The following is a 24,885-nucleotide window of genomic DNA, read 5'->3' as shown; positions in this document are numbered from 1 at the left end:
AAATTATCATGAAAAAATCTATTTATATCCTATACACTTTGCTTTTAATCAGCCTGTTCTTCGGCTGCAAAAAAGAGGAAAGTACAAATGTAGTTACCCCACCCAGTGCAGGTAGTCTTGCTTTTAAAAGCTCTGCAGCTGCTGTGGTGTTAACTTCCGCAACTGACGCCACCAATGTGGTGACCTTCAGTTTTAAGGCGGCAAACTTTGGGGTGAGCGTTATCCCAACTTACTCTTTAGAGTTTGATGTGCCTGCAGATACCCTTGGAGCAAATGCATGGGCAAATGCAATAAGCGTTAAACTTGTAACAGGTACTTTAGAAAAAGCTTATCTGGGTGCCGATTTTAATTCGCTTTTGGCTAATCAATTGTTATTGCCAACAGGTGCGGTAAGTACCTTAGTTGTAAGGTTAAAAGCAGAAGTAACCCAAAATACAGGAACGGCTTCTACCATCAAACCAATTTACTCCAGCCTGACCATGACGGTTAACCCGTACAAAGCCACCATTGAATATCCGGCGTTGATGGTAAAAGGGGGCAATTCATGGAAAACACCAACCGCAAGGACGAATGGTTTAGTGTTAACCTCGGCTAAATTCAATTCGAAATATGAGGGATATTTAAATTTACCAAATGCCGATGGCTATGGTGGCGATGCTTTCCAACTGGTATCAACAAAAGATGCGAAAGTTTACGGTTGGGGAGGTACCTCAACAACCATGAGTTTAACCGGCGGTAATTTATACCTTACGCCAGCACCGGCTTATATGAAAGTAAATGCCGATGTAGATGCATTAACTATTACCTATACACCCGTAAAATTCTTTATCTCCGGTGATGACAATGCCTGGAGCACTTCATCAACGCCATTGATATATAATGAAACAACCGGTAAATGGGTGGCGGCAAATGTTGCCTTAACCGCAGGAAAAACTTTCGTATTTACCTGTAACGGCGGTTACGATATCAGTTATAAAGTAGATGCCAATGGAGCTTTGGTTTATGCAGGTGCGCCAACCTGGGGCGGAATTAATATTCCGGTGACCAAAACAGGTGTTTTCACGGTTACTTTAGATTTAAGTGCCGGTGACGGAAATTATACTTATTCGATTAAATAAAATTTCTCGTTTCGTCATTCCCAACTCGATTGGGAACCTTAAAGCGCTGGCAGGTATATGGAGTATTAGGATTCCCGCCTGCGCGGGAATGACGGACGATTTAGAATAAACTATAATACAAAGATTAAGTTCAAACTTGCTTAAGAATATAGAAATGTTTAAAAAAATAAAAACCATCAACTGGCTGGGCCTTATAATAATGCTCAGTTTGATTAATACAGGTTGTAAAAAAACAATAAAAGGAGAAACACAGATTTACCCTGCTCCCGATCCGGTAGGCACTTATGCCTTAGGAGCTGATGTAAGCTGGCTGACCGAAATGGAAGCTGCGGGCAAAAAGTTTTACAATGCTGCCGGTGAACAACAGGATTTGTTAAAGATTTTAAAAGATAAAGGCATCAATACCATTAGATTGAGGGTTTGGGTAAATCCGGCTGCTGGTTATTGCAATACGGCCGATGTTTTGGCAAAGGCAAAAAGGGCAAAAGCGATGAACATGCGTTTGCTGATCGATTTTCATTACAGCGATTCGTGGGCAGATCCAGCACAGCAAAACAAACCTGCCGCATGGGCTTCGCAAGATTTTGCTACTCTTAAAACGTCAGTTTATAATCATACTGTTGAGGTTTTAACGGTTTTAAAAAACAATAAAATTGTACCTGAATGGGTACAGGTAGGCAACGAAACCAATAACGGCATGTTATGGAACGATGGAAAAGCATCTGCAAGTATGAAAAACTTTGCAGATTTGATACTTTCGGGATATAATGGGGTAAAAGCGGTAAATCCGACCTCTAAAGTGGTAGTGCATATTTCCAATGGCTATGATAATAGCTTATTTAGGTGGATATTTGATGGCTTAAAGAACAATGGTGCCAAATGGGATATAATCGGCATGTCGATGTACCCTACTGCGGCAGATTGGTCGACAAAAAATACCCAGTGTCTGGCCAATATGACGGATATGGTTTCGCGCTACGGATCGGAAGTGATGATCTGTGAATTGGGAATGCCAGTTTCGGAAGCGGTAGCCTGCAAAGCGTTTATTAAAGCTTTAATTGGGAAGAATAAATCGTTGCCAAATAGCAAGGGGCTGGGGGTTTTCTATTGGGAACCGCAATCTTACAATAGCTGGAGCGGTTATAAATTGGGCGCTTTTGATGATTCGGGCAAACCAACGGTTGCAATGGATGCGTTTCTGCCTTAAAGCCCCGGCCGCTAAAGGGGAGTAAATTTGAAATAAATTAAAGCTTAAATCAATACACATTACCAACTTGTAATATGAAATTATACAAAAACGATAGAAAGTCAAAGCCCCCTCTAGGGGGTTGGGGGTTTATTGTTTTTATGCTATTTGCAACACTTACCCATGCACAAAATAAACAGGGTGTTTATGTAGATGCTTCGGGTGTAATTCGTTGGGAAAAAGATCATAAAGAAGCTGCTTTTTTTGGCACAAACTATACTGCGCCCTTTGCGTATGGCAATCGGGCCATTGTAAGGATGGGTGTAACCGCCGAACAAGCAATCAAAGACGATGTATATCATTTCTCGCGTTTGGGTTTGGATGCCTTCCGTGTACATGTTTGGGACCAGGAAATCTCAGATGCAGAAGGAAACCTGATTGATAATGAACATCTGCGCCTTTTCGATTTCCTGCTGGCAGAACTTAAGAAACGTAAAATCAAAACTTTGGTTACACCAATTGCTTTCTGGGGAAATGGGTACCCGGAAAAGGATGAAAAAACAGGAAGTTTTGCCAATAAATACGGTAAAGATAAATCGGTAGTAAGCGAAGAAGCTTTTAAAGCACAGGAAAATTACCTGAAACAGTTTTTTAAACACAAAAATCCTTACACGGGCTTAACCTATCAGCAGGATGCCGATATTTTGGCTGCAGAAATCAATAATGAACCCCATCATAGCGGGCCAAAAGAAAGAGCTACGGAATATGTAAACCGCATGACCGCCGCCATAAAAAATGCCGGCTGGACGAAACCTATTTTCTATAACATCAGCGAATCGCCATGGTATGCCGATGCCATTGTAAAGGCAAATGTTCAGGGGCATACCTTCCAGTGGTACCCAACAGGTTTGGTTGCCGGCCATACACTGCAAGGCAATTACCTGCCTAATGTAGCAAAGTACAAAATTTCTTTCGATACCATTCCGGCGTTTAAAAACCGCGCTAAAGCGGTGTACGAATTTGATGCGGGCGATGTAATGGCGCCGATCATGTATCCGGCAATGGCAAGAAGTTTCAGGGCGGCTGGTTTTCAATGGGCTACACAATTTGCCTACGATCCCATGGCAACCGCTTATGCCAATACCGAATATCAAACCCATTATTTAAGCCTTGCCTATACACCTTCAAAAGCAATCAGTATGTTAATTGCTTCAAAGGTTTTTCATCAAACAGCCCGTTTAGATACGTTGAACAATGGCAATACTTTTGGACCGTTCAAAATCGATTATAAAAGCTCACTGAGCGAAATGAACACTGCCGAAGAATTTTATTATACCAATTCTACCACATCGAAAATTGTGAATGCAAAAAGACTAAAACATATTGCAGGGGTAGGAAGCTCAAAAATTGTTCAGTATAATGGTAGGGGAGCTTACTTTATCGATCAGGTTGCTGCCGGAGTATGGCGTTTGGAAGTGATGCCTGACGCAGTTCAGATCAGGGATCCTTTTGAAAAAGCTTCGCCTGAAAAAGAAGTTACACGGATCATCTGGTCTACCTTGCCAATGGATATCGATTTGCCCGATTTAGGCTCTAATTTTACAGTTAAAGGTTTAAATCAAGATAATACTGTTAATTCGGTAGCTGTTAAAAATGGGTTTAATGTTTCTCCCGGCACTTATCTATTGGTTAAGAAAAACCTGAAAACCAAGCTAAATGGACAAAGCAGTTATCAGAATATTGCCTTAGGCGAATTTGTTGCCCCAAAAACTTCAAAAGTAGATGTATTTGTTAAACATGAGCCTTTAAGAACAATTTCAGAAGGTGTAGCCATTCAGCTCCATGCAGAAGTTACAGGCTTAACTGTAAAAGATTCTGCTTTTATTCAGTTGAATGGTGCAAACCGCAGGGAAAATATTCCCTTACAAAAAAAACGGGAATACGAATATGTCGCTATAATTCCTGCTGAACAGGTGAGAAATGGCTTATTGAGCTATCAGATCATAATCCATAAGGCTAATGGCGATTACGTTACTTTTCCAGCCAACACAAAGGGAAACCTAAATGGGTGGGATAATCTCGAAACTGAAAGCTACCAGACTTATGTTGCAGCTGAAAATGCAATCGCAGAGATCTTCAATGCCGCTTTAGATGGGAAAAATAGTAACATTTATAATCCCGATTGGACAAATGGTAAAGTAGAATATGTTTCAGATGAAAATCCATCTGTTTTAAGTATGAAGCTATCTATCAATATGCCTAAAAGTATCCAACTAATGGGTTTTCAAAGTTTTTTCGCTGATAAAATGACTGGAAGAGCTTCAGATCTGAATAATTTTAAAAAAATGGTCATCAAAATAAAGGCAAATACCGAAAATACTAAAGTTAAAGTGGGCTTAATTGATACCGATGCCCATTTCTTCTCCACTGAAATCCTTACGGGAAAAGATTTTCAACTGATCGAAATTCCATTAAATCAGCTTAAAAATGATGCACAGTTATTGTTGCCACGTCCTTATCCGGGCTTTTTGCCACTTTATTATCAATCAGCAAACAAAGCTGCATTCGACTTGAAAAATGCCGAAAAGCTCGAAGTTACTTTTGGTTATGGGGCCGGTACCAAACCGGTCAATATTACTATCGAATCTATTTATTTAAAATAACCGTCAATTACATGTTCCGATTGAAGAAAATACTTTTTACCATTTTTATGGTTAGCCTTGCTTATTTAAATGCCGATGCCCAAAGAACTGAGATCCTGTTAGATGAAGGCTGGAAATTCTCAAAGGGAAATTTCCCAAATGCTGCCGAGACTACTTTTAACGACACTCGCTGGGAAAGCGTAACTGTTCCGCATGATTGGGCCATTAGCGGGCCTTTTGATAAAGAAATAGATAAACAGGTAACCGCAATTACCCAAAATGGGGAAACCAAAGCCAGTGAAAAAACAGGTAGAACCGGAGCTTTACCTTATATTGGTGAGGGTTGGTACAGGAAAAAGCTCAGTCTTCCAGCGCTAAAACCAAACCAAAAAGTATTGTTACAAATTGATGGTGCCATGAGCGAGCCTCAAGTTTACCTTAATGGAAAGCTGGTTGGCGAGTGGAACTATGGTTACAATTATTTTTATATCGATATTACCAAGAACCTAAAAGCGAATGATAATTTATTGGCCGTTCACCTGAAGAATATGGCAAAATCGTCGCGCTGGTACCCGGGAGCGGGCTTGTACCGTAACGTACATTTAATCATTAAAGAAGAAAAAAGCATAGATCAATGGGGAATCACCATTACTACGCCAATTGTTAAAAAAGAATTTGCCAAAGTAAACATCAAAACCAAATTAACCGGTAAAGGTATTCGTTTGGTTACGCAGATTTTAGATAGTTTGGGTAAGCAGGTGGCTATTGATACTGCAAAGGGTATTTTTGGGAATGAGGCTGATCAGAATTTAGAAATCAATAAACCTGTTCTTTGGAGTCCGGAGCACCCGTATTTGTATACCGCAGTATCGAGTGTTTATGAAGGAAATATTTTGAAAGATGTCGTAAAAACAAGGTTAGGGATCAGAACAATCAATTTCAGCCCGGGCATCGGCTTTAGTTTGAACGGTAAAGTAAGAAAGTTTAAAGGCGTTTGCTTACACCACGATCTGGGGCCGCTTGGAACGGCCATCAATACAGCTGCTTTAAGAAGGCAACTCACCATTTTAAAAGAAATGGGATGCGATGCCATCCGGAGTTCGCACAATATGCCTTCGCCAGAGCAATTGGAATTATGTGATGAAATGGGTTTTATGTTTCTCGCCGAAAGTTTTGACGAATGGGCAAAAGCCAAAGTAGAAAATGGTTATCACCTATATTTTAATACCGATGCTGAAAAAGATATTGTAAACCTGGTACAGGCGAATAAAAACCACCCTTGTATCGTAATGTGGAGTTCGGGGAACGAAGTGCCGGATCAATTTGGTGCCGAAGGTGTAAAAAGGGCTAAATGGCTGCAGGAAATTTTCCACCGCGAAGATCCAACACGCCCGGTTACAGTAGGGATGGATCAGGTGAAAGCGACGATGCAATCAGGTTTTGGTGCTTTAATGGATATTCCAGGATTAAATTATAGGGTACACCTTTACGAAGAAGCCAATAAGGTTTTTCCACAAGGGTTTATTTTGGGATCAGAAACAGCATCAACGGTAAGTTCGAGAGGGATTTATAAATTTCCGGTTGTAAAAGGCTTTGATAAGCAATATCCCGATTTTCAGTCTTCTTCTTACGATTTGGAGTATTGTAGCTGGTCTAACGTACCTGACGATGATTTTGTAATGCAGGATGATAAACCATGGGTAATCGGGGAGTTTGTTTGGACAGGTTTTGATTACCTTGGCGAGCCTACACCTTATGATAACAGCTGGCCATCAAGAAGTTCTTATTTCGGGATTTCTGATCTTGCAGGTCTACCTAAAGACCGTTATTATTTGTATAGAAGCCGTTGGAATAAAACAGCACCAACGCTACATTTGCTTCCACATTGGAACTGGGAGGGAAGAGAAGGCCAAACCACGCCTGTTTTTGTATATACCAGTTACGATAGTGCCGAACTTTTCTTAAACGGTAAAAGTTTGGGCGTACGGAAAAAAGATAAATCAAGCCCGCAGAACCGCTACCGGTTGATGTGGATGGATGTTAAATACGAGCCAGGGACTTTAAAAGTAGTAGCCCTTGATGGAAACGGAAAACCTGTAGCAGAAGAAAAGATCACTACGGCGGGTAAACCTTATAAAATTGTGTTAACGCCAGATAAGAAACAAATTAGCGCTGATGGCAAAGATTTATCTTTCGTAACGGTATCAGTTGCTGATAAAAATGGAACACCTTGCCCAACGGCGACAAATGCCTTAAATTTTGAAGTTAAAGGTGCGGGTACATTCAAAGCGGTTTGTAATGGCGATGCCACTTCATTGGAATCTTTTGTAAAGCCAACCATGAAATTATTCAGCGGAAAGCTGGTTGTGGTGATACAATCTGGCAAAAAAGATGGTCCAATTCAACTTAGTGTCAAAGGAAAAGGCCTGGAAAACGGAAATGTAGAAATTGTTTCTGTGAAGTAATAGATTCGTCAAGTTTTGGTCTTAGCGTCTCGCTAAAGACCAGATAAAATTTCAAGATATGTTAGCCTCGCGCATGCGGGGATCTTAAAGCGTATTGCATTTAGAAATAGTGAAACATAAGGATCAATTCCATCATCCATCTTACATTTTCCATTAAACAATGTATAGGTCCTGTTACAATTAATCTATTTCGGAATAATTTTTTAAATTAGCATATATCAAAAAACCTGATAAGCTTATGGAAAATCTAAAAGAAGAAACCAAAATCAAAGCTTTCCTCACCAGGATAAAAACAGAGTGGCCAGGAGTGGTAGAACGCTTTGAGTTTAAAACAGGCAGCGTAATTTATGTTCATTTAAAGGAAGGTATATCCAGTATGGATTTTCTCGGTAAACTTTCCAGGCAGGTGGAACGTTTTGTAGATTTCAGCATGCCTATTATCTTGTATCACATTGAGAGCGATGGGATGAATTTAAGGTCGCACCCGATAAATTGGTACTCTTCCATTACGCAGGGAAAATCTTTTTAATGCACCCAACCATGTTTGGTTAATAGCTTAAAAGGTAAAATGGTAGCCATCATCTTTACCATTGTAAATCTTTTTGTACATAATTAGCAATTTTGTTTGCCAGTAATTTTGGTTTTTGGGTTTTAATCCTATTTTTGGTTTTTAATTTAAAAACATCCAGTATAATGAAAAACGGAACAGTAAAATTTTTTAACTCGGAAAAAGGCTTTGGCTTTATCAAAGAAGAAAGCGGATCTGAGATTTTTGTGCATGCATCAGGCCTGATTGATGAAATCAGAGAGAATGATACAGTTGAATACGAAGTTCAAGAAGGCAAAAAAGGCCTTAATGCAGTGAAAGTAAGAGTTGTTTAATTCTTCCCCAAAAGATTTTGAGCAGGATTTATTCCTGCTTTTTTTTTGCCCAAAATTTATTATTCTGTTATTAAACCAAATGATTTATGTATTGAACAAAATGGCTGAAAAAATTTCTTTCTCATTTATAGCCAATTATCTTTTTAAAGTATTTTAACCACATTTTACATACTTGTTTTGTGGATTGGATTTTTATTTTTGCTATTGTCGATCTACCCGACCCGAACCAAACAAATTATTTTTTTTTGCAACTCTCTATTTTTTCAATTCACGAACCTGTTACCAACAACAAGCCTCTTGACCGTGGTACTTTTATGGCTGCGGCACAGTTTGTAACGGCACTTAATTTTGCTGGCGAATTTGAACTTTTAAGTCTATCGGCCATGAATACACAAGCTGGTGCAGCTAGAAAAGGCGGACTGGTATTTGTGCGTAATGGGAAATTGAAAATGCATCCCGAAATCTACGATCATTTATCCCTGATATCGATATCTTCCATCTGTGCAGGAAGTGTTTACTTTCATGGCCGTGATAAAATTGCTGCAGAAATTGTAAATCTTCCTTATAGCGATGGTCTTTTAAACTTAGAAGGAGCTGAAGAGGATTATATGGCTTTTAAACGTCTGTGTAGTCCTGTTTCACGGTTCTTTTTACTACAAGCCAAAAAAGTACAATGGTCTGCAATCTTATGTACCTTTAGGTTTTTTATGATAGAAGGCATCTGGGATGTGATTAATTTTGTTGCCCTTGCACTGCATCAGGCTGATGCAGATGTGATTGCCTGTGCACAACTTTTAGAAAGTATGCAAACACAAGAATGGTATCCTGGTTTTTGTCAGTCGCTTCAGGATTTCCATGCCTCCCGTTATCCTTTAAGTAAAGTTGGTTTAGAATCAGAACTGCCAGAGATGGCCTAAATTATTTCAGGTAATTTTCTAATAAAACACTTATCTCCTCTCCAATAGCTCTATTCCCCATGTTATTGAGTTTTTGTTGCGACGAATTGTGCTTTTCGATATAGGTAGCCTCTGTTTTATTAAATTTAAGATAACCCTGTTCAAAATAACGTTCTTCAATTTCGGTAGAAGAATCCATCGATCTGAACCACAGTTTAATTAACGAACCTGTAATTTTATCAAAGTAAAGCCAGTGGTAAGTCGCCTCTGCATCTGCATTATCGGGCAGGCCAAGACGCTGAATTTCCAGGATAGTAGTATCAGAATTTTGGAAAAAGTATAAAATCTTGTATTTAGACGACATGCGGCAAAAATAGAACTTAATTTTTTATCACAAAAAAGATTTTGCTGTTTATATTTAATATTTGTTAGTTTAAACGAATTCGTCTTTCCCGAGCAGGCGTGAATCTTAATGCAAAATAAAGCTATTGCTGAGGCATTACGATTTCAAACAAGTTACTACTAATAGATTCTAAAAATCAGTCGTCATTTCGACCACAGTGGAGAAATCTTTAAAAATGTTTATGGAATAGGTAATTGATTTCTCTCCCGAAGGTTCGGGACTGCGCTTCAGTCGAAATGACGATTTATTCAATCTAATGTTTCTCCCCTTTAACCACCTTAAATAAATGTAAAACCTGTGGGAATAGGGCATCCATGCTTTCTTCTGCGCCACCCCTCGAGCCTGGGAAAGTAAGTACCAATGTATCGCCAATAAACCCTGCTACACCGCGCGAAAGCATGGCGTAAGGCATGCGCTCCTGGCCATAACGACGAGCTGTTTCCATGATCCCTTCGATATTCCTGTCGATTAAAGGCGCAATAGCCTCTGGAGTTACATCGCGTGGAGAAAGTCCGGTACCGCCGGTAAAAATGATCAGATGATAGCCATTTTTACTTAATTCACTGGCTTTATCGCGGATGATGTTGATTTCGTCGGGTACGATTTCATATTTCTCTGCATTGATTTCCAATTGTTCCAAACGTGAAATAATGGCTTTACCAGAGCTATCCTGAGCTTTATTTTCAAAAACAGAGTCTGAACAAACTACAACAGCAGCTTTAAGTTCAGGGAATCTGGCATTTTTAAGGTCAGATTTTCCTCCCGATTTTTTTAATAACCTGATGTTTTCTATTTCAACCCCTTTATCAATTGGTTTTAGCATATCGTACATGGTCAAAGCCGTAACAGAGGCACCATGCATGGCTTCAACCTCAACACCAGTTTTGTAAATGGTATGTACTTCAACCGTAATAATGATGGTTAAACCCACAATTTCGTAAGTAATCGCGGTATATTCAATAGGAAGGGGATGGCAATCGGGAATTACATCACTCGTTTTTTTTACACCGAATAAGCCGGCTGCACGGGCAAATTCAAATACATCTCCTTTGGGTATTTTGCGCTGTTCAACCGCATCAATGGTTTCTTGCTTCGATACCTTTACAGTCGCGGTTGCAATGGCAATCCTTAAGGTATTGGATTTTCTTGTGATGTTTACCATGTTAAATATTTTCTTTCCACTGATGGGTTTCGTCTTCGAATATTTCTTTTCCCCAGATCGGTAATTCTGCTTTTAACCGGTCTACAACCTCACTACAAGCTGCCATTGCCGGTTTACGGTGTGTCGACGAGGTAAAAACAAAAAGGCAGATTTCGCCTGTTTTAACTGTACCCAAACTGTGGTAAATGTGCATGCAGTTAAGCGGATATTTTTCGAAAATGGCTTCCCTGATCTGGTGCATTTTTTCGAGCGCAAGCTCTTCATAAGTGGTGTATTCGATCGCAGCAACAAATTTACCTTCAATTTCATCTTTGCGCACTTGCCCCATAAAAATGCTATGCCCGCCGATGGCCGTTTTGCTGTTATGCTTCGCAATGCTGTCTGCTATAAAAGAAGGTGCAATTGCTCCGGTTACGAATATATTTTTAATCTCCTTTCCGCTCATGTTACGATCTTAAAAAATGATCTCTCCATTTTACAATACCACCCTTTAAGCTATAAATCTTTTTTGCTGCGCCATATTTTTCCTGCAAGGCCTCAGCAGCAGCAACACTTCTAATCCCATGCTGGCAAATTAAAACCACATGTTTTTGGTAAAATTCCTTGCTTAAAAATGCACTAAATTCCGACATTGGTACCTGTGTGTAAATCTGCTTGTCTAACACAGGCACCTCGTGCCTTTCACGCACATCTATTAAAATGGTCGATTCAACCTGTTGCATCTTAGCCAGTTCGCTGGCATCAATTTCTATATATCCCTGTGGTCCTTCGCTGGTATCCTGATAATCCATATTTAAAAATTCATCAACCGTTTTGGGCAATGTATAACCGCTTCCATTACTGATGTTAATGGTATATTGTTCTTGTGTAAGTAAGTTGTAATTTAATATTTTATTGGAGAGCGATTGTCCGATTTTGGCAACCAGTTTAATAATTTCTGCCGCTGCCATGCTTCCTATTATCCCTGGTAATACGCCGATAACACCATTCTCGGCACAGTTAGGTACTTCTCCTTTATCGGGTGGAACCGGAAAAAGATCTCGGTAGTTGGTGCCAGGTGTGAGGTGATCGGGCACATTAAATATGGCCAACTGACCTTCAAAACCAGCAACCGCAGCAAAAATAAGCGGTTTATTGAGCAAGGCACTGGCATCGTTGATCAAATATCTGGATTCGAAATTATCGGTACCATCCAATATGTAATCGTATCTGGAAATGATATCGAGGATGTTGCTCTGCTGCAAACGGATAGGGTGACGGATAATCCCGATCTGAGTATTCATTTCCTGCAGGCGTTTTGCAGCAACCTCTACTTTCAGCTTTCCAATATCAGCAGTAGTAAAAAGAACCTGTCTATGTAAATTAGATAATGAAATGGTATCATCATCAACAATACCAATATGGCCAATGCCGGCAGCAGCCAGGTATTGCAGGGCAGGGCAGCCCAAGCCACCAGCGCCGATTACCAATACTTTTGCCCTTAAAAGCTGTTGTTGTGCTTCCTCCCCAAATCCTTTCAGGATGATCTGTCTGTTATATCGCTCTGCACTCATATTACTTAACCGCCAGAAAAAGGGGGCATAACGGCTATGGTAGCCGGGTTTTTAATCTCCGTATTCTCCTGGACAATATTTTTGTTCAGGGCAAGTTTGTATTTTATGCCTTTCAGGGCAGGAAACCGATCTTCGAGGTGTTGCTTAAAGGCATCGGTATCAGCAATACCATCAATTTCAATTTTTTGATGATTGATGAATTCGCTAATTTGTCCAAAACTGATGATTTCAATTTCCATGCTGCTAATTTACCTGTAAGATGCTGATTTTATTTAATCCTTTTACAAATCTTCTTCCCGTAGCAAAATCGCTGGGCGTAATAATGGCGATATTTCCCTTTTCAGCCTTTGTGGGATTGGTATCATAACCTGTTAAAACCAGCACTTGATTTCCCGTAGGCGAATTAAAAATTTCATTCCAAGAGTACACCACCTTATAATTATCGGTTGCGGTAAAAACCAGGTAATATTCACTTAATGTTTTTGGTGAGGCAGCATCTATTTCTACGTTGGCCAAAATATCTTTTAAAAGTACACCTTTAATATTTTTGATACTGCCTTTACGTTGCATCAAGTGGTTAAAAATTGTCATACTATCCAAATTAACGGATTTATAAGCACTTAAATTGTTTAAAGTGATTGTTAATGGCTTTTTAACCTTTCCTTCGATTGTAAATTGCCTGCTCTCTTGTGCACTTGCCGTAACACTTAAAAATAATAGGGCAATGATCAGGTATTTTATATTATGCATGCGTAAATAGTAATTTGTAAGCAGCTAGTGCCAGTACACAGGCCAGCACGTTTTTTAAAACAGTTTGCGGAAATTTTAAGGCGCCAAAGTAAGCACCGCAAATGCCACCAACAAAGGCTACCCCAACATAAGCGAGCATGTGGCTGTTAAATTCGAAACCTTTAATGAGTTGACCACCTAAGCCAGCAACCGAATTAACAAAGATGAATGCTGCACTGATTGCTGCAGTCTGTTTTTGATCCGTCCACTTTAATAGCAATAGGATAGGAGAAAGGATAATCCCACCCCCTATACCGATCATGCCTGAAAGTAAGCCAATAATACCGCCAATGGCGAGAGATAAGGGAATATTTGACGATTTGAAATCTTTTGGATCGGTATTTTTAAAGAAGAAAAAACGGATGACCGGAATGAGTAAAAGCAGACCCAGAATCTTTTTATAAATGGAACTTTCGATTACCATCATACCACCCACAAATGAGAGCGGAATAGAGGCAAGCGCAAAAGGCCAAAAGGTTTTCCATTTAAAATGGCCGCCACGGTAAAACTGAATAAAGGAAGTGGAAGAAACAAACAGATTTAATAATAATGCTGTTGGCTTCATAATGGCTGGCGAAATGGCAAAAATAGCCATGAGGGCAAGATAGCCGCTTGCTCCGCCATGGCCAACCGAAGCATATAAAAAAGCAACAATAAAAAGTAAGCAGTAAAATAGGATGAAGCTTTCTTGCATGGTTTAGCCAGGTAAAATTAATACGTTTAGGATGTCGCTTTTATTGAAGTATTCTTTTGTTTCATCGAGGCAGATCAGGCAATTAGCCTGTGCAAAAGAGCTTAACCGGTATGATTCTTGTGCGTGGAGTGGAGTAACCAGTCCATTTTCATATTTGCCTTTAAGGAAATGTGTTAACCCCGCAGGTTTTGAATAAGGATGTGTAAGCTCGGCCTGAACCTCAATTACACTATTACCTTTATGAGATAATGTTTTAACAGCTGGTAACACATAATTATAATAGCAACTGAGCACAGATGAAGGATTACCAGGAAGTCCGAATATTAGTTTTTGATCTTTTGTTCCAAAAAACAATGGTTTACCCGGTTTCTGTTTCACCTTATGAAAAATTTGTCTGATGCCACAATGTGAGGCCGCTTCAATTACGAAATCATAGTCGCCCACACTTACTCCTCCTGTCAGCAGGACAACATCGCTGCTTGCTATTGCAGTTCGTAGTACTTTTTTAAGGACCTCAAGATCATCATCGGCTTCGTAAACAACAATCTGTTCAATCCCTTCATGTTTTAAAGCCGCAGAAAGCGAATAGGAATTCGATTCGTAAACCTGTCCAAATCCGAGTGTTTTCCCCGGTTGTTGTAATTCTTTTCCCGTTACAATAACCGAAATCTTTGGAATGGGATAAACACTAACTTCGTTAACACCAATCCCTGCGAGAAAACCAATGGCAGCAGGACTAAGAAAATCTCCTTTTTCCATGGCCAATGCTCCGGCTTTAATCTCCGAACCTTTATCCCGTACATTTAAGCCAGGTTTTAAATTGGAGTCCTCTAAGGTGATTTTTCCATCTATCCTCGTAATTTTTTCCTGCATGACTACTGTATCGGCACCATTAGGTAGTGGAGCTCCTGTAAATATTCTACTGGTTTCTCCGTTTTGAATGCTGATTTTGGCTGCCGTTCCGGCAGCCATTTCGCCGACTATGCTGAGTATTTTTTCATGATCTACAAATTTTAACGCATATCCATCCATAGATGACTGACTAAAGGCAGGAATATCGTATTTCGCATAAACATCGGCTGCAAGAATGTGCCCTGATGCCTTTGCCAAATCAATTGAAATGGGATTGAGTGCTATGATGTGTTGAGAAATGAGGTGTTTTGCTTCTTTAACGCTAATCATGAAAATTTTATCCTCCAATGGTAATCATACTTCTGTTTTGAATGGTAGTCGCATCAATTTTTTCGAAATCGCTAACTAACTGTCCACCTAATGCTTTCTTTTTGCTCCAAATATTTGATTGAATTAGTGGAAGCACATCTTCATTGTTCCGCAATGCGCTAAGCAGATCGGTCTCGCTATCCGAAAACAGGCAGTTTTTGAGTTTTCCGTCCGCAGTCAGGCGCATGCGGTTACAAGTATCGCAAAAAGGATTGGTCATGGTGCTGATAATGGCAAACGAGCCTTCGTGACCAGGGATCATGAAACTTTTAGCAGTATCGTGTGGTTCTCCCTTAACAGGTAGTACTTTGAAATCTTTTTTGACCACTGATAGGATTTCATCTAAAGAAAACATCTTATTACTCGTCCATTTGTTACCACTAAAAGGCATGAATTCAATAAACCTGATCTGAATGGGATTGTGTTTGGTCCAGCTGATGAAATCGGCGATCTCATTGTCATTAAGGCCTTTCATCATTACCATATTTATTTTTACCTTGATTTTATGCTGCAAAAGCAGTTCAATATTGCTGCGTACCTGGTGAAAAACATCCCTTCGGGTAATCATGAAGAACTTCTCAGGTTGTAATGTATCCAGACTAATATTAATGGTTTTAATACTTGCTTCCTTTAATACTGGGAGCATTTCAGCAATGCGCGTTCCGTTTGTCGTAATAACGAGCTCGACCGGAAGTTTGCCCAGTGCCGCAATAATTAGGGCTGCATCTTTCCTCACCAATGGTTCACCGCCGGTAAGCCTGATTTTTTTTACGCCATTGGCCACAAAAACTTCTGCCAGCTTAATAATTTCGTCGGTTTGCATGAGCCGGGAGGCAGGAGTGAAGTCGTATTCTTCCTCTGGCATGCAATAAAAGCAGCGAAAATTGCAGTTATCGGTAAGCGATATCCGCAGGTAATCGTGTATTCTTCCAAAAGAATCTGCTATCATTGCTGGCTAATTAAATTGTTATAATCTGTTTCTGTATCAATATCAATTTCTCCATGTTCAAAAACAACTGTTTCTACATCCTGAGAATATTGTTTGAGTATCTTTTTTGCTCCTTCTTCTCCTGTGAGCGATAAAAGCGCTTCAAAGTAATCTTTTTTGAAGAGGACAGGGGTTCCTATCGTTTCAGCGTATGTACTGGCAATGATATTTTTACCTGTTTCTTTCTGCTTTTCGATTAAGTTATTAAAGTTATTCATTTTTATAAAAACCTGGTCGGCCACAGCAATAATGATACTTTCAATTTCACTATTATTTTTGACCATAGTTAAAAGTCCGGCTACAATACTTGATGCGATTCCATTTTCCCAACTTTCATTAATCACTAAATTAACCTGATCATTCTGATGCTTGCTGGCTATTTCTTCAGCGTTTGCACCTAAAACAACAATAACAGACTGGCAATTTTTTTCTAAAGCTTCATTTATTACATTTTGCAAGAGTGTTTTTCCTTTATAATCCAAAAGCTGTTTTGATCTTCCCAAACGTGAAGAACTACCTGCTGCCAATATGATGATGCCCGTTTTCAACGCTTAATTGTTTTTTAATTCGTAAACATGGATCGGCCTTTTTTTCTCTTTTAAAAACATGGCTGAAGCACCTGTAAAAACAGATTTAATCTCTGCAAGGATAGAAATCGCGATTTCTTCTGCAGTTTCTGCACCAATATCTAAACCGATAGGGCCATGCACTCGTGTTTCATTTGCCGGCGTTGCCAAATTCAGTTCATCTAACATCCTGAGCAGTTTTTTCTTTGGTCCTAGTGTACCGATATATGGAGCGTTTGTGTCCAATAGATATTTAAGTAGTTCGAGGTCGTAATTGTAATTATGGGTCATCAGAACAAAAGCCGTTTGCTCATCTATTTGAATTTGAGCTAATACATTTTCGGGTTTGCTCACCAAAACCTTGGTTGCGTTTGCAAAACGTTGAGGTGTAGCGTGCGTAGTTCTTCCATCTATCACCGTTACTTCCCAGCCCAAAAGGTAAGCCATTTCGGCCAGGGGTTGGGCATCATTTCCGGCGCCGGCAACGATTAACGAAATAGGAGGGTGGATAAGTTCCAGAAAAACACCTACCTCCTGATCGCCGCAAGGATAAACTTTAAATGTTGTTGTTTTATTGGTGAAAACTTCTCTGGCGTCATTTATGATGTCATCTTCAATTTCTTTTAATATTTTGGATAGAATCGCATCTTTTTTAAACAACATGCTGGTGCCTAATTGTTGCTTTCCGTCCAAGTTAAAAAGTGTTGCCAGCACGGCATCTTCCCTTTTAGCTTGTAATGTTGTTAAAATGGCAATGGGGTTTAATGGATCTTCTTCTATAATGGGTTCGAAAAGGATATGTATAACGCCGTTGCAGCCTAACTGAACACCAAATTTAGCATCATCTTCGTCGGTGGTATCGTAAGTAATCAGTTTGTTTTCTTGCTGTACAATGGCCGAAAGTGCTTTGCGCAATGCATCCCCCTCTAAACAACCACCACTGATTGCACCTGTTAACTGGCCATCTTCAGTTATCAGCATCCTGGCACCAGGCCTGCGGTAGGAAGAACCCTCTACCTTAACTACCGTTGCAAGGGCTGTTTTTTTCTTTTCCTTCGTTGCCTTTTGATATGCCTTTACGATATCGGTAATTTCTTTCATTAGGATTCATGCAATAGATCATGCAATTTAAGGATAATCTATTATAAAAAGGAAAGCAATGGCAGAAGGTAACTATAATCGATCGATGTAATTTTTAATCCGATCTAATAGTTCTTCGAAATCGGGTTGGCGATTGTAATATAATGACGCAGTGTTTTTGTAACGTTGGATAAAGCTTTTCCGGATTTTATCATTTTTAAGCAAAAATGCCTCATTTTCATAGATAGGAATGTCAAAATCTACGGATGGGAAACGGTTCTTTTTATGAGTATAATATTCATCTGTACCAATAAATTCCTGTACGCTATTATTATCCAAAAGTGAATATAAATCGTAATATTGTCGCATAAAGTTTACTCCTGTATCTCCAGTCTCCTTTTCTTTGCGGAATTTGGTAGCAATAGTTTGTAATTTCTCCACAAAAGTATAACCGGGATTGTAGCACGAAATATCCTTCGCACGGTTGTCTATAATCTCAATTTTATTTTCTATTGCTTTATCGTAGGCCCAAGAAGAAATGGTGATATTGGTATTGGGAGTAACGGTATCGAAGCCTGTTTCGAGTAGTATACCTTCCTTTATACCGGAAATTAATGGATTAAAACTTTTGTAATTTAATCTTATGCCCGCACTGTTATAAGTTGTCGCATTGTCGAATGCAGAGTCGCGTTCAACAGAAATAACGCCATTTATAGCTATTTCCTTTGCTAACCAATCATAAAAATTCTTTTTTGCCTCTGTGTTTTTCGGTTTGTTATTTTTCGGGTTTTCATTGATGTTAAATTTTGCAGGAGGTTTTATGTGGATATCGATATCTTCTGAAAAACGTTCGATGATTTTAAAACCTTTTGAAAGAGACGTGCCACCTTTAAGTTCAAATTGAAAATCTTGATTTTTCAAGCCGTAAAGTACATGCATAATCCAATAATCCTTCTCAATCAACCCCGCCTGAATACCCATTTCATCTTCAAGGATCCGCAATAAATCAGGGAAGTTTTTATGATTGTGCAGGAAGTTGGCCGCCATATCAGTTATCTGAATGTTGCAGTACAGGTTTGAAAAACTTCTTCGCCTTAATATTTCCGTATGAATTTACAGACCGCTTTAGTTTTACCTGATCCATATGTTGTACTTTGTTCAGTACATTATTTAAAATAGCTTGTTTATCTTCAGCTAATTTATCCAAATTGTTTACCAAATCGACCAATAAAAATTCCTGTGTAGCTTTAGCCGGAAAATGCGGTTTCATTTGAAAATCGAATTTTCGGTTACCCAACATAAATTCACCATGGCGTTTATGGTTGTAAACAGTGCGTTTATTATATAGTTGTGTTGTACCCACTCCTAAACTATTATACAAATTTGGTGAGGTTAATAAAAAACGATCGTCTTTTAAAAACTTGCGAACTAGCGTATCGTCTTCGGGCGGAGTTTTGCCAAATACAGTTTCTTTAGGGTAGTAATATACCCCTTGTGAAAGCTTTTGAAGTGTGCCATCATTAACAAGGATACTTAAATGGCGGTCGATAGCGCTAGACCATTGCGTAAGTTCATCCCTGCGGTAAACATGTCCACGTTTCAGGTTTTTCTTAAGTTCATCTAACTTTGCCATCGCTATATTATACAAGATTATAATAAAAGTTATTATAAATGTAGTAATTTTTATTTAAAATTCATGCAATATAATTTTTTTTAATTGTGTTATAATTTGATATACAGTTAGATATCATCATTTTTTTGTGATATTAAAAAGGATCCGAATGAAAAATCTCTAAATTAACACAGCGTAAACCAATGCTGTTAAAAAGCTCTGTAATTTCTTTGGTCCAATCTCTTGGCGAATCTACGCGGAGGATTTTATCGCTGTCCCACAGATCGATGTTCCATTTGATTTCTTTGAAGCGGCTGTTCAGCAAAGGGCTGATTTCATTTAACTCGCTATCTGAGGATACATTTGTTTTGAAAACGGCTATCATAAAGAAGATTTTTAGGTTTGTTATAGCTGTAGACGTATCACTTTCGATTTTACTTTAAATAAATCATGTTTTTTAAAATATTTTAAATCGGTTACGGAGAACCGAAGCGATGTTTTAAACGTAAGTGTAAAAGAATCACTTAAATTGAAAGCAAAATGTTAAATACAACCATCGCCGCTCTATTGGGAGGCCCCGAACTGATTATTCTTGGAGTTGCTGTTTTATTATTATTCGGCGGCAAAAAAATCCCCGAATTAATGAAAGGCCTTGGTAAAGGAATAAAAGAATTTAAAGCCGGGCAGGAAGAAGATAAACCCGAAGTTCCGAAACAGGCTTAATAATTCAGTTGCCCGATGGTTTGATCTGGAGGTTATTTATCTCCAGATCAGCTATAATCCCGAATAATAATCGTAACCCTGCTCGGCCCAGTAATCTTTTGGCCTGCTATCACTAAAAGACATCATTCCGATCCGTTTTAAGTTTTTGATGCCATATTTAACAGGTATAATTAACCTTAAAGGCGCGCCATGTTCGGTACTGATGGCTTTACCATTCATTTCATAAGCCAAAAGCGTTTGGGGATGGAGGATGCTTTCTCTTTCTAAACCCACATAATAGGCGCCATTTGGGGTTTCTAAGCCCATATATTGTTTTTCTGCTTCGTTTTCGAGTTGAAAGTGCGTTAAAAAATCGCTCAATTTTACGCCAGCCCAATGTTGGATCTCGTCCCAACCTTCCACACACTTAAAATCGTACACAATTTCTGTTTTGGGTAAGGCTTTTATCTCTTCTATGGTAATATATCTGTTTTTCTGATTGTTAAGTTTAACCTGAAGTTTCCATGCGGCAATATCGAAGTCTTCATCATCTTCGATACCGATCAAACTGTTTATTCTTGGGCTTTTAGCCGCCCGCTCTACCGGATAAGTTTTAACCAGGTGTTTGTTGCTGAAAAAATTGCGGAAAAAGAGTTCTGTTTTGTTTAAAGCCCTGCGTAAAGGGGCTCTTGCGACTGCTGTAATACCAGCTGTTTCTTCAGGAGCATTTAAAAGCCATTTCCAGCCTACAAACGCACCACTTCCGAGCGCTAAAAAAGTACCGAATGAAATAAAAGTACGCCTCTTGATTTTTTGATCAACGGTTAAAGGAATTTTAGCCGTTTTTTTATGATTTGTTTTCATCTTTATCTTCAGTTTCAATCGTTAATTCCTGAACTTTTGGCCGAGCTTGATCTTCCACCACTTCAAATCCGGCAATTACAGCCCTAAAATTATTCCAGCCGGCCAGCGCCACCTGAACAATGTGGATCAGAAAGAAAAATACATAGCCTATCGTTAATGCGAAATGAAGGATACGGGCAAAATGATACCCACCACATAACCAGCAGATCCAGTAAAATTGTACGGGTTTGTAAATGGCTAATCCTGTAATCACTGAGCCTAAGCCCATAAAAATAATGGCAGTATAGGCTATCCGCTGCGCGGCATTGTATTTCTTTTGCGGGGGAACCGTTTTACGGATATGAAGATCGTGTAGCAACACCAGCCAGGCTTCTTTAAACGAGTTTTTATTAAGCAAAAGTTCACGCCATGCGCCAGAGAAAACGGTATAAATTATATAGAGCAGTCCGTTGATGAAAAAGAACCACATGAACAGAAAATGAAAGGCCATTCCTTCGGCCAAACGCTGTGGAATATGGAAATAATCATAAAACCATTCGGGGAAAAATTTAATAAGCGTAAACCCGAAAATGGAAATGCCATAAGCATCGTTGGCCCAATAAATGAACAATCCGCTCCAGATCATAATGGCCAGTACAGGGAAATTTACCCAATGTGTCCACCGCATTAAAAACGAATGTTTTTCTTTGATTACTTTCATGATGGGGGCGGTTTACAACTGATAAACGCAAAAGCTTATCATTTGGATTTATTGCTTAATTGGCTATCTAACAATGTATTTAGTTTTGATGCTGCGGTAATTTTACCCGTTTTGGTGTTTTGTAAAAAAGCGATCAGTTCTGAGGAAATTTCTCCGTTTGATTGATCTACCTGCACATTTACCGATCCGTTGGTTTTTCCCTGCAGCTGAAAAGTGTCGAACTGCCGTACAATCTGAACATGGCTAAATGTTCTGCCTTTGTTTTCACCTTTTAAAACTTTATTGCTTGCTTTTTGCGTTACCAAAGCAACTGCAAGCACATAACCATTGGTTTGCTGATTGGTATTATAATTTAAAATAAGGTTGTGCTTGTCGGTTTTCCCTAATGAGATTTGTAAATGATCTGTTGATGGTTTTGCAAGCATTGTATTGATACTGTTCAGCAAAATTTTTTCATCCGAACCGATAAATTCCATACTTCCGTTTACCACTGCCTGAGGAGTATATACCGTTTTAAGGTTGAGCCAATTAGCGTATTGATTCTGTCGGGCAGAAAATTTTGCGCTGCTAAAGCTGTCTTTCCAACCCAGCCTGTCCCAATAATCAACATGGAAAGCAAGCAGATAAATAGGTTTTTTGGAGTTTTCCTTTTCAATCTCAGCCAGTAATGCATCGGCCGGTGGACAGCTTGAGCAGCCTTCAGAAGTAAAAAGCTCCACAACTGCAAAACCGGTATCAGTCGATTTTGGTGTAGTGCTAAGGTCTGCGGTAAAAGCAATGCTAATAACGCTTATTAACAACAGTGGCAACGCTATTTTTCTGATCATGGTCATCAATTTTAAGTTTAGTCGTTTCTGATTTACAATCCTTACAAAAAAATGAAATAATTGTAAGGATACAGTACCACATGCGACTAAACGATTAAGCATTATATTATATTTATACAAGATAATCCAAAAAGATGCAAAACGATACTGGCCAGGATATAAAGGCCGAAAAACTTCATTTAGATCCACTGAGCTGGGTTGAAAAATATGCTGATTACCTGTATGGGTTTGCCATGTCGAGGCTGCGGGATGAAGAAGTGGCTAAAGATCTGGTGCAAGATACTTTTTTGGCCGGTTTGAAACAAGCGGAGCGTTTTAAGGGAAATAGTAACGAGAAAACCTGGCTCACTGCCATTTTAAAAAATAAGATTGCTGATTTTTATCGAAAACGTTCTTCAGGTGGCCTGAAAGAGATAAAAGAAAAGGATGCTGTGCAGGAACAGCAGGATTTTTTTGATGCAGACACTGGCCATTGGAATGAAAAATACCGTCCGCAGGCATTTGGATTAGAGGTAGATAATCCCTTGCTGATGAAAGAACTGGGGGCAATACTGAATGAATGCTTAAGCAAGCTTCCTGGATTGTGGTTTTCGGTGTTTTCGATGAAACATCTGGACGATCTTGCCTCAGAACTGATCTGTGCCGAACTTAAACTTACGTCGGCTAATTTTTGGGTAATTATGCACCGTACGAAACTTAACCTGAGGGCCTGCCTTCAAAAAAACTGGAACTGATATGAAAAGCGCACTGAAAAACATCATTTATAATTGCAAGCAGGCTACTTTTCTGATCGAAAAAAAGCTTGCAGGAAAAATTACCGCTGCCGAAACCCTGCAATTGCATATCCATTTGGCCGGTTGCTCCGTTTGTAAAATCTATCAGCAACAAAGTATATTGATTAACCAGGTGTTTGTGGGGCTTAATAAGGAGGATTTTAAACTCGACGAAGCCTTTAAAAAAACACTGAAAGAAAATATTGAAAAAGAAATAAATAAAAATTGATTTTAATTGTAAGGTTTTCATTTTTGCTTCGACTAAAGGCTAAATAAAACACAAAACAGCATGAAAAATCAAATCTTAAAATCAGCAGGAAAATTGTTTATGGCTACTTTAGTTGTGGCTGGTCTTTCATTACCAACTTTTGCTTCAGTAAACAGTCCGCTTCAGGAAAAAATGTCTAAAATGAAACAAGAAAAAATGGAGAAAAAGAAGATGGATAAAATGGAAAAAAGTAAAATGGACAAAATGAAAACCGATTCGATGAAAAAAACCAAAATGGAGAAATCTAAGATGGCTAAAGATAAAATGTCGAAAAGTAAAATGTAAAAACAGCTTTAGGGAGGTTAAGGCCTCCCTAAATTTAATCACTTAACATGAAAAAAATTATACTATTTCTAAGCTTAATTGTTGCTTTTTCGTTACAGGTAAAAGCTCAAAAAGGATTAAAAGAAGGAGATAAGGCCCCAATATTTACCGCGATCGATCAAAATGGTAAAAGCGTAAGTTTGAAGGATGCACTTAAAAAGCACCGTTCTGTTGTACTGTTTTTTTACCGCGGGCAGTGGTGCCCGTATTGCAATAAACACATCAAAGAACTTCAGGATTCTTTAAACCTGCTGAGTGCCAAAGATGCTTATGTAATTGGTGTTACACCTGAAACCAAAGAAAACATTGATAAAACCATTAAAAAGACCAAAGCAGGCTTTTCGATTGTGCAGGATAAAGATGATGAGATTATGAAAGCTTACGGGGTAAATTTTATGATGGATGAAGCAACTTTTACCAAATACATGGGCTATGGGATAAATTTAGAGGATAATAACGGTAATACACGTCATACTTTACCCGTTCCTGCAACCTATATTATTGATCGTTCTGGTAAAATTAAATATGTTCATTTCGATCCCAATTACCAAAAAAGAGCCTCGGTAAAACTTTTACTTTCGAAACTTTAGGTAGCTGATAGTAATTTTATATAGCTATGAGGAAGCATTTTAAACAAAATTTAAATGATTAATGGGCTACATCCATTTTAGTCCGGAAATGAAAGGGTCGTAATTCGTGGTGGGCTGCAGCCCCAAAAATGAAATGCTGGTTTAGCCATTTAGCCCCGGGTGAAGTGTTACCCTGCAGGCTGAGGTACGAGGCCGAAGCGTAAAAGCGTAACGCGGGACACAAGTTGGTTTGATGCAGAGACCCTGCGCTCCAAAAAGAAAAGCTGTTTTATAAAGAAAATTAGCCGGATGAATAATAGGAATAATTTTTTTATTTATTTGGAAATGGAAGGGTAGTTATTCTTGGCGGACAGCAGCCCTGCTTTTGGTACAAGGCCCGATGAAGAATCGGGCGCTTTCCCCGTCAATCAGGTTTATGGTGAACGTTTGTACCTCGCAATCTCAAAACTTAAATGTTGTTTAGCCATTTTGACCCGGGTGAAGTGTTACCCCAATGTCATTAAGTTAAGTCCATACAGCACAAGCGAAAATAATTTAACCACAGATAGAAAGGATACACACAAATATGAAAATCCGTGTT

The 24,885-nt window shown here is 39.0% G+C and carries 29 protein-coding genes; 12 read left to right on the top strand and 17 right to left on the bottom strand.

Going from position 1 to position 24,885, the window contains the following annotated elements:
* Positions 1 to 8: 8 nt before the first annotated feature.
* The 7 genes from FFJ24_RS13165 to FFJ24_RS13135 all read left to right on the top strand — a co-directional run bounded on the left by FFJ24_RS13165 (position 9) and on the right by FFJ24_RS13135 (position 9,210).
* Complete coding sequence (locus FFJ24_RS13165) at positions 9 to 1,118, top strand: SusE domain-containing protein (RefSeq protein WP_138821924.1); 1,110 nt, start codon at positions 9 to 11, stop codon at positions 1,116 to 1,118.
* A gap of 154 nt (positions 1,119 to 1,272) precedes the next feature.
* Positions 1,273 to 2,325, top strand: coding sequence for a glycosyl hydrolase 53 family protein (locus FFJ24_RS13160; RefSeq protein ID WP_138821923.1), 1,053 nt, complete (start codon positions 1,273 to 1,275; stop codon positions 2,323 to 2,325).
* A 74-nt stretch (positions 2,326 to 2,399) separates the two neighbouring features.
* Positions 2,400 to 4,967, top strand: a complete 2,568-nt coding sequence (locus tag FFJ24_RS13155; RefSeq protein WP_138821922.1) for a membrane or secreted protein — start codon at positions 2,400 to 2,402, stop codon at positions 4,965 to 4,967.
* Between the two features lie 11 nt (positions 4,968 to 4,978).
* Entirely contained in the window at positions 4,979 to 7,411 is a 2,433-nt protein-coding gene (locus FFJ24_RS13150; protein WP_138821921.1) for a DUF4982 domain-containing protein, read from the top strand.
* Between the two features lie 238 nt (positions 7,412 to 7,649).
* Positions 7,650 to 7,940, top strand: coding sequence for a hypothetical protein (locus FFJ24_RS13145; protein WP_029277549.1), 291 nt, complete (start codon positions 7,650 to 7,652; stop codon positions 7,938 to 7,940).
* Positions 7,941 to 8,104: 164 nt separating this feature from the next.
* Positions 8,105 to 8,293, top strand: coding sequence for a cold-shock protein (locus tag FFJ24_RS13140; protein WP_025142821.1), 189 nt, complete (start codon positions 8,105 to 8,107; stop codon positions 8,291 to 8,293).
* A 245-nt stretch (positions 8,294 to 8,538) separates the two neighbouring features.
* Complete coding sequence (locus FFJ24_RS13135) at positions 8,539 to 9,210, top strand: hypothetical protein (RefSeq protein ID WP_138821920.1); 672 nt, start codon at positions 8,539 to 8,541, stop codon at positions 9,208 to 9,210.
* 1 nt (position 9,211) lies between these two features.
* On the opposite strand, the gene FFJ24_RS13130 is transcribed toward FFJ24_RS13135, so the two are convergent.
* From FFJ24_RS13130 to FFJ24_RS13065, 14 genes are all read right to left on the bottom strand, one after another.
* Entirely contained in the window at positions 9,212 to 9,553 is a 342-nt protein-coding gene (locus tag FFJ24_RS13130) for a hypothetical protein (protein WP_138821919.1), read from the bottom strand.
* A gap of 292 nt (positions 9,554 to 9,845) precedes the next feature.
* On the bottom strand, positions 9,846 to 10,754 hold the full coding sequence (moaCB, locus tag FFJ24_RS13125) for a bifunctional molybdenum cofactor biosynthesis protein MoaC/MoaB (RefSeq protein ID WP_138821918.1): 909 nt from the start codon (positions 10,752 to 10,754) through the stop codon (positions 9,846 to 9,848).
* 1 nt (position 10,755) lies between these two features.
* The gene (locus tag FFJ24_RS13120; RefSeq protein ID WP_138821917.1) at positions 10,756 to 11,199 is read right to left on the bottom strand and encodes a molybdenum cofactor biosynthesis protein MoaE; all 444 of its coding nucleotides are present in this window, start codon (positions 11,197 to 11,199) and stop codon (positions 10,756 to 10,758) included.
* 1 nt (position 11,200) lies between these two features.
* On the bottom strand, positions 11,201 to 12,307 hold the full coding sequence (locus FFJ24_RS13115) for a HesA/MoeB/ThiF family protein (protein WP_138821916.1): 1,107 nt from the start codon (positions 12,305 to 12,307) through the stop codon (positions 11,201 to 11,203).
* A 5-nt stretch (positions 12,308 to 12,312) separates the two neighbouring features.
* A complete protein-coding gene (locus tag FFJ24_RS13110; protein WP_138821915.1) occupies positions 12,313 to 12,546 on the bottom strand; it encodes a MoaD/ThiS family protein in 234 nt (77 codons plus the stop codon).
* A gap of 4 nt (positions 12,547 to 12,550) precedes the next feature.
* Complete coding sequence (locus FFJ24_RS13105) at positions 12,551 to 13,057, bottom strand: molybdopterin-binding protein (protein WP_246862613.1); 507 nt, start codon at positions 13,055 to 13,057, stop codon at positions 12,551 to 12,553.
* Positions 13,050 to 13,790, bottom strand: a complete 741-nt coding sequence (locus FFJ24_RS13100) for a sulfite exporter TauE/SafE family protein (RefSeq protein ID WP_138821914.1) — start codon at positions 13,788 to 13,790, stop codon at positions 13,050 to 13,052. Before FFJ24_RS13100 ends, FFJ24_RS13105 begins: the two co-directional genes overlap by 8 nt.
* 3 nt (positions 13,791 to 13,793) lie before the next feature.
* A complete protein-coding gene (glp, locus tag FFJ24_RS13095; RefSeq protein WP_138821913.1) occupies positions 13,794 to 14,972 on the bottom strand; it encodes a gephyrin-like molybdotransferase Glp in 1,179 nt (392 codons plus the stop codon).
* A gap of 7 nt (positions 14,973 to 14,979) precedes the next feature.
* Positions 14,980 to 15,960, bottom strand: a complete 981-nt coding sequence (moaA, locus tag FFJ24_RS13090) for a GTP 3',8-cyclase MoaA (protein WP_138821912.1) — start codon at positions 15,958 to 15,960, stop codon at positions 14,980 to 14,982.
* The gene (locus FFJ24_RS13085) at positions 15,957 to 16,526 is read right to left on the bottom strand and encodes an NTP transferase domain-containing protein (protein WP_256377632.1); all 570 of its coding nucleotides are present in this window, start codon (positions 16,524 to 16,526) and stop codon (positions 15,957 to 15,959) included. Before FFJ24_RS13085 ends, moaA begins: the two co-directional genes overlap by 4 nt.
* Positions 16,527 to 16,550: 24 nt before the next feature.
* On the bottom strand, positions 16,551 to 17,666 hold the full coding sequence (locus tag FFJ24_RS13080; RefSeq protein ID WP_138821910.1) for an XdhC family protein: 1,116 nt from the start codon (positions 17,664 to 17,666) through the stop codon (positions 16,551 to 16,553).
* A gap of 72 nt (positions 17,667 to 17,738) precedes the next feature.
* Positions 17,739 to 18,692, bottom strand: a complete 954-nt coding sequence (locus tag FFJ24_RS13075) for a nucleotidyl transferase AbiEii/AbiGii toxin family protein (protein ID WP_138821909.1) — start codon at positions 18,690 to 18,692, stop codon at positions 17,739 to 17,741.
* Between the two features lies 1 nt (position 18,693).
* Positions 18,694 to 19,278, bottom strand: a complete 585-nt coding sequence (locus tag FFJ24_RS13070; protein ID WP_138821908.1) for a hypothetical protein — start codon at positions 19,276 to 19,278, stop codon at positions 18,694 to 18,696.
* A 133-nt stretch (positions 19,279 to 19,411) separates the two neighbouring features.
* On the bottom strand, positions 19,412 to 19,642 hold the full coding sequence (locus FFJ24_RS13065; RefSeq protein ID WP_138821907.1) for a hypothetical protein: 231 nt from the start codon (positions 19,640 to 19,642) through the stop codon (positions 19,412 to 19,414).
* Between the two features lie 155 nt (positions 19,643 to 19,797).
* Here FFJ24_RS13065 and FFJ24_RS13060 point away from each other — a divergent pair, with 155 nt between their 5' ends.
* Entirely contained in the window at positions 19,798 to 19,980 is a 183-nt protein-coding gene (locus FFJ24_RS13060) for a twin-arginine translocase TatA/TatE family subunit (RefSeq protein WP_138821906.1), read from the top strand.
* Positions 19,981 to 20,031: 51 nt separating this feature from the next.
* Here FFJ24_RS13060 and FFJ24_RS13055 read toward each other — a convergent pair whose 3' ends face one another.
* From FFJ24_RS13055 to FFJ24_RS13045, 3 genes are read right to left on the bottom strand one after another with little or no spacing between them, the layout of a single operon-like run.
* Positions 20,032 to 20,823 (bottom strand): molybdopterin-dependent oxidoreductase, encoded by a 792-nt coding sequence (locus tag FFJ24_RS13055; protein ID WP_138821905.1) that lies wholly within the window; start codon positions 20,821 to 20,823, stop codon positions 20,032 to 20,034.
* Entirely contained in the window at positions 20,807 to 21,523 is a 717-nt protein-coding gene (locus FFJ24_RS13050) for a cytochrome b/b6 domain-containing protein (RefSeq protein WP_138821904.1), read from the bottom strand. The genes FFJ24_RS13055 and FFJ24_RS13050 overlap by 17 nt, the downstream gene beginning before the upstream one ends.
* A 38-nt stretch (positions 21,524 to 21,561) precedes the next feature.
* Positions 21,562 to 22,350 carry a thioredoxin family protein gene (locus tag FFJ24_RS13045; RefSeq protein WP_210419370.1) on the bottom strand — a complete coding sequence of 263 codons (789 nt, stop codon included), beginning with the start codon at positions 22,348 to 22,350 and terminating at the stop codon, positions 21,562 to 21,564.
* Positions 22,351 to 22,484: 134 nt separating this feature from the next.
* Between FFJ24_RS13045 and FFJ24_RS13040 the strand changes: the two genes are divergently transcribed.
* Genes FFJ24_RS13040 through FFJ24_RS13025 form a run of 4 tightly spaced genes read left to right on the top strand, consistent with a single transcriptional unit; the run spans position 22,485 to position 24,305 of the window.
* On the top strand, positions 22,485 to 23,084 hold the full coding sequence (locus FFJ24_RS13040; protein WP_138821902.1) for a sigma-70 family RNA polymerase sigma factor: 600 nt from the start codon (positions 22,485 to 22,487) through the stop codon (positions 23,082 to 23,084).
* 1 nt (position 23,085) lies between these two features.
* On the top strand, positions 23,086 to 23,352 hold the full coding sequence (locus tag FFJ24_RS13035) for a zf-HC2 domain-containing protein (RefSeq protein ID WP_138821901.1): 267 nt from the start codon (positions 23,086 to 23,088) through the stop codon (positions 23,350 to 23,352).
* 60 nt (positions 23,353 to 23,412) lie between these two features.
* Complete coding sequence (locus FFJ24_RS13030) at positions 23,413 to 23,676, top strand: hypothetical protein (RefSeq protein ID WP_138821900.1); 264 nt, start codon at positions 23,413 to 23,415, stop codon at positions 23,674 to 23,676.
* A gap of 47 nt (positions 23,677 to 23,723) precedes the next feature.
* Positions 23,724 to 24,305: a peroxiredoxin family protein gene (locus FFJ24_RS13025; RefSeq protein ID WP_138821899.1), complete on the top strand. Its 582-nt coding sequence runs from the start codon at positions 23,724 to 23,726 to the stop codon at positions 24,303 to 24,305.
* Positions 24,306 to 24,885: the final 580 nt, after the last annotated feature.

This window comes from Pedobacter sp. KBS0701 (assembly GCF_005938645.2).
In the GTDB taxonomy this organism is placed as follows: Bacteria; Bacteroidota; Bacteroidia; order Sphingobacteriales; family Sphingobacteriaceae; genus Pedobacter.
This window is presented reverse-complemented; position numbering and strand designations above follow the sequence as displayed.